We start from the raw sequence: 13,358 nt of genomic DNA on the forward strand, positions 1-13,358 counted from the left end.
ATTCGGCATCCATTAAAACCATTGTTTGTGCCGGACTCCTTTTTCAATTTTTCCCGCGGGGAACGGCAGGGTATAGCCTGCCTGCTTATTCTCATTCTTATTTGTCAATGTTTACCGGCCGTATGGCCACATATCCGCGCATCGCCGCCTCCGGATGATACGGCGGGCCTGGCGCAGGCGGAGCTTGCCCTTGAGAGGCTCCTGGCCGAAGGGGCTATGGAGAAAACACGGAAGTACGACAGTATGCGCGCCAGCTGGAAGCGGCCCCGGTATCACCGCGATAGTGCATTCCGGAAATCGCGCTGGAGGGATAGTGCCTTTCGTAAAACCGATAGTACATGGAAGAAAACCTGGGTAAAGAAAACGCCGGAAATCATCAATATTAACACGGCAGACAGTGCGGAATGGGAGCGGTTGCCATACATCGGAAGTGGCTATGCAGGGAGGATTGTCCGCTTCCGGGAGCGGCTTGGCGGCTTCCATAGTGTCATACAAGTAAGCGAAACCTATGGTTTACCGGATTCCGTATTTAATAAAATTCAACCTTTACTAAGACTGGGTAACGAATCTCTAAGAAAGATCGATGTCAACGATACAGATGAGAAATCTTTGACCAATCATCCATACATCAACACGAAATTGGCCCGTGCCATCATCCGCTTTCGCAGTGCCAACGGGCGTTTCAGGCAGGTAGAAGACCTCAAAAGGCTGCCTTTGGTGAATGACTCCATTTATCGTAAAATTGAAAAATACTTAATCGCCCCTTAAAACACGATTTCAGGTTATGAATTTTCAGCCAACGGACATGCAACAACAGATTGCACAAGTGATAAAAGACTTCGGAAAAACGAACATCCAGCCTCATATAATGGAGTGGGACGAATCGCAGACTTTTCCTGCCGACCTGTTTCATAAGATGGGAGAACTGGGTTTAATGGGCGTGCTTGTACCGGAAAGTTACGGTGGCTCCGGCCTCGGATATCTCGAATATGTGACCGTAATCAGTGAAGTATCGCGGATTTGCGGTGCTATCGGGCTGAGCCTTGCTGCACACAATAGTTTGTGCACCGGTCATATCCTGCAATTCGGAAACGAAGAGCAGAAGCAACGCTGGCTGCCGAAGCTGGCTGCCGGCGAATGGATTGGCGCCTGGGGACTCACAGAACCCAACACCGGATCCGACGCCATGAATATGAAATGCACCGCCCGTAAGGAAGGAGACGAGTGGGTGATCAATGGCACCAAATGCTGGATCACACATGGCAGAAGCGGCAATGTTGCCGTAGTAATTGCCCGTACTGGTGAAGTGCGCGACAGCCATGGTATGACCGCCTTTGTTGTAGAGCGCGGAACACCGGGCTTCAGCGGTGGGAAGAAAGAAAACAAACTCGGCATGCGTGCATCAGAAACTGCCGAAATGATCTTCGATAATTGCCGCATCCCTGCTGCGAACATGCTTGGCAAGGAAGGCGACGGATTCATACAGTCGATGAAAGTACTCGACGGAGGACGTATCTCAATTGCAGCATTAGGGCTCGGTATTGCAAAAGGAGCATACGATGCAGCGTTGAAGTATTCGCAGGAACGGCACCAGTTCGATAAACCTATTTCCAGCTTCCAGGGTATTTCCTTCAAGCTCGCGGATATGGCCACTCAGATCGCTGCCGGAGAACTGCTCACCATGCAGGCTGCCGATATGAAGAATAAAAAGATTCCTATGACGAAGCAGGCCGCCATGGCCAAATACTACACTTCGGAAATTGCCGTATCCATCGCAAATGAAGCCGTTCAGGTGTTTGGTGGTTATGGTTATACCAAAGATTTCCCGGTAGAAAAATACTATCGCGACGCGAAGCTGTGCACCATCGGTGAAGGCACGAGCGAAATACAGAAAATCGTGATCGCCAGAGAAGTACTCAAAGCTTAATATCGTATCAAAAGGTCAATCCGTATAGTCAGCGGCTGGCTCCTGTTAGGGCCAGCCGCTGCAGTTTTATAGCATTTCCCGGAGGATGTGCGGCTTTTGATTAATTTGCTTTCAAAGCGTACAGCATGATTTCAGAAACACAATACATGCCCGCAGTATTGAAGTGGATCTTCGGGGTCATTCTCGTTGCGCAGACTGTGCTGTTTACATACATGGCCGCAACAACCGGGGATTGGTGGGAGCTCGGTATCGTTTCGGTGATTGCGGTGATTGTGCTCGGCGGGCTTATTGTATGGATGCATATGCGGCTGGATGTGGATGAACGGGGCATCTGCATGAAGATCCGGCCGCTGATACGGTTGCAGCGCAGTTTTTTGTGGGAAGATGTGATGAGCATTTCACAAATGAAGCGGGGCATGAACTTCGGTGGATGGGGAATCCGCTATGCGGGCGATGGTTGGGGATATATCTTCGATGGTAAGGACGTGTTGAAATTGGAATTACGCAATGGAAAAACACGCTATATAACAACAAACAACAGTGAGCAGATTCTGCAAATCTTCCATCAGAAGAAGAGGATGCCGGACACTTAAGGTTCTTCAAAATTCACCCAAAGTAATACTATTTTAATGCATCCGGGTTTTAGTTCATAAACTAATGCATAGATATAATCAATCGATTGCAATATGGTAATAGGTTGATAATGATCTGCTTATTTTTTTATTTATCTTTTATATCTTACGCGCCATTAGAATCCTAACTTATGACCTTTGAAGACCAATTAAGCCATCTTTTCCCGGATGCAGCCGCTATTCCTGCGGAGTATAACCTGCCCGGTGAAATCCATCAGCGGAGCTATCTGTCAGACGGCGTTATGAAAAACTGGCATGGCGACGTGCACACCGTAGTGTCGCCCATTTGTATTAAGACTCCCAACGGCCTGGAGCGCCGTGTGATCGGGTCGTATCCCTTATGCGGACAGGAAGAAGCAAAGGCTTCGCTCGACGCAGCTGTAAAGGCGTATGCCGACGGCAGGGGAGAGTGGCCCACCATGTCTGTAGCAGAGCGTATTGCCTGTGTGGAGAAATTCACCGGCAGGATGATCGCTAAGAAGCAGGAAGTGGTACAGCTCATCATGTGGGAGATCGGTAAATCCTATGGCGATTCCGTAAAGGAATTCGACCGTACGGTAGAATACATTCACGCTACGATTGATGCGTTGAAGAACCTCGACCGTAAATCATCTTCGTTCGCCATTGAGCAGGGGATCATTGGCCAGATCAGGCGCAGCCCGCTTGGCGTGGTACTGTGTATGGGCCCGTTCAATTACCCGCTTAATGAAACGTTTACCACACTGATTCCCGCCCTGATCATGGGTAATACGCTGCTCTTTAAACCTCCCAAACATGGCACTTTAGTGCATTACCCATTGCTGGAAGCATTCCGCGACTGCTTCCCCGCAGGCGTGGTAAACACGATATATGGCCGTGGAAACGTCATCATCCAGCCATTAATGGAATCCGGGAAAATCAATGTGCTCACACTGATCGGGTCCAGCAAAGTGGCAGACCAGCTGAAGAAAATGCACCCGAAGGTGAACCGCCTCCGCGCGATCCTCGGCCTGGATGCCAAGAATGCCGCCATCATCACAGAGAAGGCCGACATTGACCTTGCCGTGAAGGAATGTGTGCTGGGCTCGCTTTCGTTTAACGGACAGCGTTGCACTGCCATCAAGATTATATATGTGCACCGCAGTGTGGCGGATGTATTCCTTGAGAAGTTCGCAGATGCAGTGGGTAAACTGAAGTTCGGTATGCCCTGGGAGAAAGATGTATTCCTCACCCCGCTGCCGGAACCCCAGAAGCCGGGCTACCTCCAGAGCTGTGTGGCGGATGCCGTGGCACATGGCGCCAGAGTGATCAATCGCAATGGCGGCGCGGCAAACGCATCGTTTGTTTATCCGGCTATTGTGTATCCTGTAAACGAGAAGATGAAGTTATACCGGGAGGAGCAATTTGGCCCCGTAATACCGGTGGTACCTTTTGATGATATTGAAACGCCTGTCCGCTACCTGATCGAAGCAGATCACGGGCAGCAGGTGGCAGTGTTCTCCAACGATGCAGCAGAGCTGGCAACGCTCATTGATCCGCTGGTGAACCAGGTAAGCCGGGTGAATATAAATTGCCAGTGTCAACGCGGGCCCGACATCTTCCCTTTCACCGGAAGAAAGGATTCCGCAGAGGCAACACTCTCCGTTTTTGATGCTTTACGCGCCTTTTCTATCCGCTCTTTAGTGGCTACAAAACAGACAGAAGAGAACAAAGCACTCATAAATGAGATCGTAAGTGCCCAATCATCGAACTTTTTATCGACAAAGTATATATTTTAATCAACTGTAAATATGCTGTCACCATATAACTTAGTGATTATCTGCATTCTTTTTTACAGTTTTTTGAATATTTACACCTTAGTGTGATGGAAAATTGATAACAGAAAGTTAAATTTGAGTTAATTACTTTCCTTACCAATTTATCAACCTAAACATTAAGAAAGATCGAGAAAATTTTACTCCAAAAAGAAGCCGCCCCCCTTGGGGCGGTTTTTATTTGCACCAAACCCTACATCTGCCACGCTTTCAGCTTAGCCGGCGAGAAGCCGTATAGCCGCTTGAATGCAGCAGAGAAGTGATTGGGAGAGCTGTAACCAAGGAAATCAGCTACTTCATTGATGTTTTTCTTTTCCTCGATAATCAAGCGCCGCGCGGTTTTCATCCGCATCTCCTGCACATAGCCGAACACGGTGTTACCGAATAATTGCTTGAATCCTTTCTTCAGTTTAAATTCATTGAGGCCAAAGCACCGGCAGAGATAGCCTAAGCTAAGGTGCTCGTCGAGGTAATGCTCCCGCAGGAAATCCTTGACAGATTGAAGGCGTGCCACATCGGCCGCGGGAATTATACGCCCCGGCCCGGGCTTTACCTGGAAGTGAAGTAAGGCCTGCAGCGGGTCCCAGTCGCCCGGGTAATCCTGTTCCGCAACGGCGGCATAATCCATGTAAAATGCATGATTTGCGACTGCGCTCTGCGCGTCGGTTAAAGCTTTTGGGGTCATAACGTAATCCGTTTATCGTATTGATTTATCCGTTTCCCGTACCACCGGGGTTATTAGCGGTACGTACTTTTGATGCCATAAAAATAATCAATCTAATGTTGCGGAAAATACTGAAATGGACAGGCGGTATCATCGGAGTCCTCATCGCCGGCGTACTTATTTTTTATTTCACCATGCATATTAAGGTGAATAATAAGAAGGACAAAATTTACAACGTAGATGTACGGATGTTCGATATTCCCACCGATTCCGCGACTGTGGCGGCCGGTGCGCATATCTACGCTACCCGCGGCTGTGCAGACTGCCATGGGGCAGAACTGGAAGGACAAATTTTTATTGACGAAGGTCCCATCGGTACCCTCTATGGTACAAATCTGACCAGTGGGAAAGGTGGCCGGCCTGCTGACTACAGCGACCGCGACTGGATACTTGCCCTGCGGCACGGCATCCGGAAGAACGGTAAATCGCTGATGGTGATGCCATCTTACGAGTATTACAAGATGAGTGATCAGGATCTTGGTGCGCTGATCGCTTATTGCAAATCCGTTACGCCGGTAGATCATGTTACGGCAGAACCCCGCCTGGGCCCATTGGGTACTGTGCTCGCCGGCATTGATAAATTGCCGCTGATCCCTGCAGAAAAAATAGACCATGCCTACAAACCCGGTGCGGTTATTCCTAAAGGCCCCACTGTTGAATACGGAAAGTACCTTTCCATGTCGTGTACCGGATGCCATCAGCCGAACCTTAAAGGCGGCGACAGCCCCATTCCGGGTGGTACTTACGTCCGCGATATAACCACGGCCGGTAACGTTGGCAAATGGTCTGAGAAGGACTTTATTGCCGTGCTCCGTACCGGCCAGACGCCTGAGGGACGTGCCATGAAGAACGAAGACATGCCCTGGAAAATGACGAACCAGTATTCAGATGAAGAGCTGACCGCTTTATACCGTTATTTAAAAACCCTGTAACTATGTCCCTCCCCAGAACGATATACAATCCTATCATCGGTGATAAAGTCACCTTTCTGGAAACTGCGGAAGAAACCGGCGGAGAGCGGGTAACGGTGGAAGTGGAACTGGCGCCGGAGGGTAAGAACGGCCTGCATTACCATACTACTTACCTGGAGCATTTCGAGGTGGTAAAAGGGGAGCTGGGCCTGCAGGTGGGAAAAGAAATTTTGTACCTGCGTAGGGGTGGAACGGCAGATGTCGCGTTATATGTCCGACACCTCTTCTTTAACCCCAGTAAAAAGGAACCGGTTACTTTCCGGGTAACGATTTCGCCGGCGGGTGGTTTTGAGGATACGCTCAGGATTGCTTACGGCCTGGCGGCAGACGGGAGGGTGGATAAGAAAGGCATACCGCTGAAGTTCAGCCATCTGGCAGTGTTGCTGGATATAGGAGAAACGTATCTGCCATTCATGCCTTACTGGTTCCAGCGCCGGTTGTTCAGGTACCTGGGGAAAAGGGCGCGCCGGAAAGGAGTGATGAAGGAATTGGAACCGTATTATAAACGAACAGAGACGCCGGTTGGCGCCTCTGTATAAAAAAGATGAATATGTTATTGTTGCTAGTGTCTGCTGCGCAGAATTCGCGGGATTTCATTTACTGCCTGGTGTCTGACGCCTGCCGCAGTATCCGCCGCGCGGCTTAAGTTAATCCAGAAAATCTTCCGCGGCGTCCGGCTTCTTGGGTTGGGCGCCGCCGGCCATTCCGGCAAACCACACATCCACATTGCCTGCGATCATCGGGGGCAATTTGCTTTTCACAAATTCTTTTACGGCTTCTATGGCCTGTACGGCCTGTTCGTCAGAAATACCGGCTTTATCTTTTACCTGCTGAATAAGCTCTTGCATCGGGTTTGATTTTATCGTTTAATGAACGGGTGATCAGGCAACCTTGAGGGCTACGAGTGTGCTCTTTTCGAGCTTTTCCATGGCATAGGCACGGGTAAGCACGAAAGACTTCTCGTTTGTGCTGGGAAGCTGGAACATGGCTTCGGCCAGTACCACTTCACAGATGGAGCGGAGGCCGCGGGCGCCCAGTTTGTATTCCAGCGCTTTTTCCACGATATAATCTACCGCATCGTCTTCTATCTCAAACTCAATACCTTCCACCTTGAACAGTTTTTTGTACTGTTTGATGAGCGCGTTACGCGGCTCGGTGAGGATCGCTTTAAGGGCATCCAGATCAAGCGTGTTCAGGTAGGTTACTACCGGCAGGCGGCCGAGCAGTTCGGGGATAAGGCCAAATTGCTTCAGATCCTGTGAGTTCACATAACGGAGAATGTGTTTGCGGTTAGCTTCTTCCTGCTCTTTGTTTACGGTAAACCCAATGGAATGGGTCTGCACACGGCGGGCAATGATACGGTCTACCCCATCAAATGCACCTCCGCAGATAAAGAGGATATTTTGCGTATTAACCTTGATAAGCTTCTGTTCAGGGTGTTTACGGCCACCTTGCGGGGGAACGAGTACCTCTGTACCTTCCAGAAGCTTCAGGAGGCCCTGTTGCACGCCTTCGCCGCTTACATCACGGGTAATGGAAGGGTTATCGCTTTTACGGGCAATTTTGTCGATCTCATCGATGTATACGATGCCTCTTTCAGCAGCTTCCACATCGTAGTTGCAAACCTGGAGGAGGCGGGTAAGGATGCTTTCCACATCTTCTCCCACATAACCTGCTTCGGTAAACACGGTAGCGTCTACGATAGTAAAGGGAACGTTGAGGAGGCGGGCGATGGATTTTGCCAGGAGTGTTTTACCAGTACCGGTTTCACCCACCATGATGAGGTTGCTTTTCTCGATCTCCACATCATCTTCCGTAACCTGCTGGTTAAGGCGTTTGTAGTGGTTGTAAACTGCAACGGCAAGAATCTTCTTGGCATCGTCCTGTCCAATCACATATTCGTCCAGGAAATGCTTGATTTCCACAGGTTTAGCCACTTTCGGCACAAAATGGGAAGGGGCGGCTTTGCGGGGAGTTTCCCCGGCGGGGCTCAGTTCCTGCTCAATGATCTCCTGTGCGTTGGCCACGCAGTTTTCACAGATATGGCCGTCCGCGCCTGCGATCAGTATCCTCACCTCGTCTTTATTCCGGTTGCAGAACGAACAGCGTATCTTGGATTCTTTCATTTATCTGGTTTTTAATGTAAGGCTGTTAGAGCCTGATTTACAAGGTTACAAAATTAAGCTTTTTTCCCGGGTTATGGAAGGGAGAATCGCAGTGTGAGTAACAGGAAACAACAGTTCCCATTAACATTTCAGGAACCCGGTACATGCGGTGAATACCGGAGCAGCGGGTTTCCCTCTTGGGGAATGAAACCTTACACTAATTTGTGCTGAGTGCATGAAGAGTGCTTGCTGATGCATCAAGAGTGCATCAAAAGTGCTTGTTGAGTGCTTAAAGAGTGCTTGAGAGTGCTAGAAGAGTGCTTGTTAAGTGCTTGAGTACTGTTTGAATATTGCATGTTTAGTGCTTTGAAACCTTATGAAAAGCCGTAGATCTTACCTGGATAACTGCTTCATCTTAACTACATCTTATCTTCATTCTAACTTGTAACTCCATGTTTGCCTAATTATCAGCGAATTATACTATCACCCCACTGAATTGGATGGAAAGGGATAGTATTAGGCAGTGATTGTAAGTAATCACTTGATTTAGATTGCGTTACTTGCTATTAGTACATAAAAAAAGGCGCTTCCTTTTGAGAAGCGCCTTTTTTTATGCGTTGATCCGTTAGATGGCAGGAGGAGGAGTGTTACCACCTTCCACAGCTTTCTTACGGGGATTCTTGTCCAGAACGTCGTCGATGATGCCATATTCCTTGGCTTCGTCAGCGGTCATCCAGAAGTCGCGGTCACCGTCTTTTTCCACTTTCTTCACGGACTGGCCGCAGTGGGAGGCGATGATTTCGTTCAGCTCTTTTTTCAGCTTTACGAACTCACGTGCAGTGATCTCAATGTCGGAAGTCTGACCTTCCGCACCGCCATGAGGCTGGTGGATCATTACACGGGCGTGCTTCAGGGCAGTGCGCTTGCCTTTGGTGCCGGCAACCAGCAATACAGCGCCGAAAGAGGCGGCCATACCGGTGCAGATTGTGGCAATATCGGGCGAAACGATCTGCATGGTATCATAGATACCCAGACCGGCGTAAACGGAGCCACCGGGGCTATTGATGTACATCTGTATGTCGCGGTTACGATCGGCAGACTCCAGGAACAGTAACTGTGCGGTAATCACGTTAGCCACATAGTCGTTCACGGGGTCGCCCAGGAAGATGATACGGTCGGCCATAAGGCGCGAAAACACGTCCATCTGGGTAACATTCAACTGGCGCTCCTCAATGATATAGGGAGTAAGCGAGTTGATCTGGTGACGGGCATAACTATCTACAACCAGGCTGCTGATTCCACGGTGTTGGATCGCATACTTCCGGAATTCGTTATTAATGTGCATGATGGTGATGTTTATGAGGTAATTTAACGAAATCTTCTGCAGTAATTTCCTCTGTTTTTACGTTCACCTTTCCTTCAGCCCAGTCAAACAGCTTTTGGGTGATCAGTTCGCGATAAGTCTGGTCAACGTATTTCTCGTCTTGCAGCAGGCGCTCCAGGTAACTGTCCATCCACTCAGCCTGCTCTCCGCCAAGGCCGTAGTAAGACATCAGTTTGGTGCGTGCATTGTCTTTCAGTTCCTCGAAAGAAACGTCGAGTTGATTATCACGGATCAGTTTATCGCTGATAAGCGTCCAGCGCAGCTGATGGTCGAAGTTCGGGTATTCTTTTTCGGCTTCCTCTTCCGTTTTAGGATTTTCGCCGCCTTTCTGGAGCCAGCGTTTGAGGAAATCTTTAGGAAGCTCGATAGGTGTTTCGTGCACAAGTGTCTCAAAAAGATCGTTGTGCAGGTGGTTGGTGGCTTCCTGTTTCCAGTACTTACCGATCTCTTCGCGCAGTTTTTCGCGGAAAGCTTCGGCAGTAGTGATGTTCTGGCCGGGGTATACTTCGTTGAAGAATTCCTCGTTCAGTTCACGTTTGTCGATAAGGCTTACTTTGGTGATGGTGAGCTGGAAGTATTTTTTCGCAGCGTCTTTATCGTTTGCCAGGCCCAGATCTTTAATGATGTGGTCGAGACGGTCTTTATCGAAAGCTTTAGACAGCTGAAGTACTACGGTATCACCGATTTTTTTGCCCATGAATTTCTCCTGAGCGGCAGCTGCAAAGGTTTTCACCAGCAGAGAGTTTTCTTTCTTTTCAGCGCCTTCAGCGATATTTCCTTTGCTGTCTGACTCGAGGAACTCGAGGTTCAGTACGTTATTTTCGGAAGTTACGGTTTCGGGCTCGGTCATTTTGCCGCCTTTCAGCTGCAGGCGGTCCAGCTCCTGGTCAACGATCTCGTCGGTCACCTTTACATTATAGCGGGTGAGGGAGGTTTTGCTGAGGAGGGAATCTACTTCGAAAGAAGGCTTCAGGCCTACTTCGAATTCGAAATCGAAATTCTCGGGCTTATTGTAATCGAAGTTCTTCGCTTCGTTCTCCATAGAGAGGGGCTGGGCGAAAATTTCCAGTTTTTCGGTCTGTATGTAAGACATCAGTTCCTTTTCCACCGTTTTCAGGATTTCGTCCGCAAACAGTGCCTGGCCGCTCATTTTCTTGATCATACCGGCAGGAACCTGGCCTTTCCGGAACCCAGGGATGTTGGCGTTTTTGGAAAAATGCTTTACAGCTTTCTCGAAATTCGGAAGGTAATCTTCCTGGCTCACTTTCACAGTGATCTTATCATTTAATAAACCAATGTTCTCTCTGGTTACGGTTGCCATTTGTTTTTTGTTATTATTTAAACACAGAATATAAAATCTCTTGTTCCGTGCCCAATCCTGTCAACCAAGATTGTGCCACGTGCCCGCAGTGCGGTAAACCTGCCTTTTTTGCAGGGCGGGCGGGCCGGAAGACCGACAGAATATCACTCCTGCGGTCCGTAATCGGACGTTTGGCCCTGGCTAAAGGGGTAGGCTTCAACGGTTTGTGAAAAAATGCCACTACCGGCGAAGCGCGAAGATAGTGCGTTTTCGTGAATTTTACGCCCGTGGCAGTCATATGTGAAAGTATCGGAATGGGTACCCTCAGAGCGAGGCCCGCGGCGTAACACGGAAGGGCACCTCCACCTGCGTCAGCACCCCGTCAAGGATCATCCCGGCCGCCAGCTCTCCCATCAGCTGGAAGTCTGTCGATATAGTAGTAAGCCCGTTCAGAATAAAGGGTTTCAATGGTGTTTCGTTATATGAAATGATCCCCGTGTCTTTCCCCGGCATCAACCCCTGCGCCCTCGTTTTACCGATCAGCTCCACCAGGTCGCTTTCCCGCAGGTTAATATACACTTCCCCCTGCCGCACTTCTTCCGCCTCCACATCATGCACCACCCGGGAAGGGAAGGCGTAGTCCTGACAAAACTGCTGGAAGCCGTCGAGGATCTCATCCGGGTAATAGGTGTTCTCCGGGAAAATCAGGGTCAGCGCCTGGTATTGCTCCAGCCGCTCCCGCAACACCTCCAGCGCTTCGTAAATGTTCTCCCGGAAGTTTTCATATACCGCCCCGTATGGCCCGGTCACCCCTTTAAGCTTCTTATCGAGCAGCAGCAGTTTATCGCGCGGGATGTCGTTCAACAGCTCATCTACCTGTACGCGCTCCCGGAAGTGCGGCAGCACTACCACGTGGGTATACTCCGACAAATTTCGCTGCAGCAGTTTTTTGAACAAACCGAAATCGCTGTTGTAGATATAGAAATCGATGCTGGCGGCATCGCCCAGTTTACCGGCGAAGGCGTCATAAATGATCTTTTTATGTTCGCTCAGCTTGTTGAAAAGAAGCAGGATTTTAAACTGCTGGCGCAGCCCCGTTTGCTGCACGAAGTATCCTTTCCCCGGCACGGAGCCCAGTATTCCACGCGCCTTCAGCAGCTTCAGCGATTTCTCAGCGGTATCACGCGAAATGTCGAGCTTATAGGAAAGCTCGTTGATGGAAGGGAGAATGTCGTTCTGCCGGATTTTTCCTTCGCCGATTGCCTGCAGCAAAGCATCAGCCAGCTGCTGGTATTTTGGCGTAGCGGAAAAGTCGTCGATGGCAATATGCCGGAGGATGTCTGGTGTTTTCATAACGTCTCCCAAAGTAGTGAATAAATTGAAAAAACACAGGCAGGATGGGGCATGACAGTGATTCGGAGGGGTTTGCATATTTTGTGAAGCACTTACAAAATCCACGTTTATGAACGCTATCCTGGGATTGTTCTTCCATTTACTGGGCGGGTTCGCCTCCGGCAGTTTTTATCTGCCTTATAAAAAAGTCAAAGGCTGGAACTGGGAAAGTTACTGGATCACCGGCGGCATGTTTTCCTGGCTGATCGTTCCTTTCATTGCAGCATGGATCACCGTACCCGGTTTCATGGACATCATCCGGAACACGGATAGCACCACGCTTTTCTGGACTTACTTCCTCGGGGTGCTTTGGGGCATCGGAGGGTTAACATTCGGACTGTCTATGCGCTATCTCGGTATGAGCCTCGGTATGGCAGTAGCACTGGGTTTCTGTTCCGCATTCGGCGCACTGATACCTCCCATCTACCGCAGCATCATGGCAGAAGGCGGAACAGACTTTGGTACGATGGTAAGCACCCATGGCGGATTGTTTGTACTGATTGGTGTTGCGGTTTGCCTCCTTGGTATCATGATCAGCGGGAAAGCAGGCATGCGGAAAGAAAAGGAACTGACGGATGATCAGAAACAGGAGAACATCCGCGAATTCGATCTCAAGAAAGGATTAACGGTAGCCAGTATTTCAGGGATACTCAGCGCATGTATGAGCTTCGCTATTTCCGCCGGTGGATCAATGGGGGAGGCTGCAGTAGCCAATGGCGCCAATCCGCTTTTCGCCAACAACGTAACATTTGTGGTGATCATGCTCGGCGGACTCACAACGAATTTCATCTGGTGTATGATACTGAATGCACGCAACCGTTCTTTCAAAGATTATACGAATAAGGAAACGCCCCTGGCTGCGAATTTCTTCTTTTCCGCGCTGGCCGGTACTACCTGGTTCATGCAGTTTTTCTTTTATGGCATGGGCGAAAGCAAGCTGGGCAACGGCGCCGGCTCCTGGATTCTGCACATGGCCTTTATCATTCTCATTTCCACGTTGTGGGGTTTTGCGCTGAAGGAATGGAAAGGCGTATCCCCTAAAACCTACCGGACGGTGCTGGCGGGCATCGCCACCATTATTTTGTCTGTCATGCTGGTAGGATACGGCAGTTCACTTGAAAATTAATTGA

At 49.5% G+C, this 13,358-nt stretch carries 13 protein-coding genes; 7 read left to right on the top strand and 6 right to left on the bottom strand.

All coding sequences use genetic code 11. From position 1 onward, the window contains the following. Positions 1-27 precede the first annotated feature (27 nt). The 4 genes from DEV76_RS20435 to DEV76_RS20450 all read left to right on the top strand — a co-directional run bounded on the left by DEV76_RS20435 (position 28) and on the right by DEV76_RS20450 (position 4,316). Positions 28-768: a ComEA family DNA-binding protein gene (locus DEV76_RS20435; RefSeq protein ID WP_157963015.1), complete on the top strand. Its 741-nt coding sequence runs from the start codon at positions 28-30 to the stop codon at positions 766-768. 37 nt (positions 769-805) lie between these two features. After that, a complete protein-coding gene (locus tag DEV76_RS20440) occupies positions 806-1,927 on the top strand; it encodes an acyl-CoA dehydrogenase family protein (RefSeq protein WP_232827004.1) in 1,122 nt (373 codons plus the stop codon). A gap of 125 nt (positions 1,928-2,052) precedes the next feature. Next, positions 2,053-2,520, top strand: a complete 468-nt coding sequence (locus tag DEV76_RS20445; protein ID WP_109699793.1) for a hypothetical protein — start codon at positions 2,053-2,055, stop codon at positions 2,518-2,520. Positions 2,521-2,690: 170 nt separating this feature from the next. Then, positions 2,691-4,316 (top strand): NADP-dependent glyceraldehyde-3-phosphate dehydrogenase, encoded by a 1,626-nt coding sequence (locus DEV76_RS20450; protein ID WP_109699794.1) that lies wholly within the window; start codon positions 2,691-2,693, stop codon positions 4,314-4,316. A 229-nt stretch (positions 4,317-4,545) separates the two neighbouring features. On the opposite strand, the gene DEV76_RS20455 is transcribed toward DEV76_RS20450, so the two are convergent. Then, positions 4,546-5,037 carry a helix-turn-helix transcriptional regulator gene (locus DEV76_RS20455; RefSeq protein ID WP_109699795.1) on the bottom strand — a complete coding sequence of 164 codons (492 nt, stop codon included), beginning with the start codon at positions 5,035-5,037 and terminating at the stop codon, positions 4,546-4,548. 95 nt (positions 5,038-5,132) lie between these two features. Between DEV76_RS20455 and DEV76_RS20460 the strand changes: the two genes are divergently transcribed. Beyond that, positions 5,133-6,008, top strand: a complete 876-nt coding sequence (locus DEV76_RS20460) for a c-type cytochrome (RefSeq protein ID WP_109699796.1) — start codon at positions 5,133-5,135, stop codon at positions 6,006-6,008. A gap of 2 nt (positions 6,009-6,010) precedes the next feature. Beyond that, a complete protein-coding gene (locus tag DEV76_RS20465; RefSeq protein ID WP_109699797.1) occupies positions 6,011-6,586 on the top strand; it encodes a cupin domain-containing protein in 576 nt (191 codons plus the stop codon). Between the two features lie 108 nt (positions 6,587-6,694). Here the strand turns inward: DEV76_RS20465 and DEV76_RS20470 are convergent, their stop codons facing one another. The 5 genes from DEV76_RS20470 to DEV76_RS20490 form a co-directional block, all read right to left on the bottom strand. Beyond that, entirely contained in the window at positions 6,695-6,895 is a 201-nt protein-coding gene (locus DEV76_RS20470) for a hypothetical protein (RefSeq protein WP_109699798.1), read from the bottom strand. Positions 6,896-6,928: 33 nt separating this feature from the next. Next, on the bottom strand, positions 6,929-8,173 hold the full coding sequence (clpX, locus tag DEV76_RS20475; protein WP_109699799.1) for an ATP-dependent Clp protease ATP-binding subunit ClpX: 1,245 nt from the start codon (positions 8,171-8,173) through the stop codon (positions 6,929-6,931). A 604-nt stretch (positions 8,174-8,777) separates the two neighbouring features. Continuing rightward, a complete protein-coding gene (clpP, locus tag DEV76_RS20480; RefSeq protein WP_109699800.1) occupies positions 8,778-9,497 on the bottom strand; it encodes an ATP-dependent Clp endopeptidase proteolytic subunit ClpP in 720 nt (239 codons plus the stop codon). Further along, positions 9,487-10,857: a trigger factor gene (tig, locus tag DEV76_RS20485; RefSeq protein ID WP_109699801.1), complete on the bottom strand. Its 1,371-nt coding sequence runs from the start codon at positions 10,855-10,857 to the stop codon at positions 9,487-9,489. Before tig ends, clpP begins: the two co-directional genes overlap by 11 nt. A gap of 303 nt (positions 10,858-11,160) precedes the next feature. Then, a complete protein-coding gene (locus DEV76_RS20490) occupies positions 11,161-12,189 on the bottom strand; it encodes a GntR family transcriptional regulator (RefSeq protein WP_109699802.1) in 1,029 nt (342 codons plus the stop codon). Positions 12,190-12,298: 109 nt separating this feature from the next. On the opposite strand from DEV76_RS20490, the gene rhaT reads away from it, so the two are divergent. Then, a complete protein-coding gene (gene rhaT / locus DEV76_RS20495; protein WP_109699803.1) occupies positions 12,299-13,354 on the top strand; it encodes an L-rhamnose/proton symporter RhaT in 1,056 nt (351 codons plus the stop codon). Positions 13,355-13,358 lie beyond the last annotated feature (4 nt).

Source organism: Chitinophaga deserti (assembly GCF_003149455.1).
Classification (GTDB): domain Bacteria; phylum Bacteroidota; class Bacteroidia; order Chitinophagales; family Chitinophagaceae; genus Chitinophaga; species Chitinophaga deserti.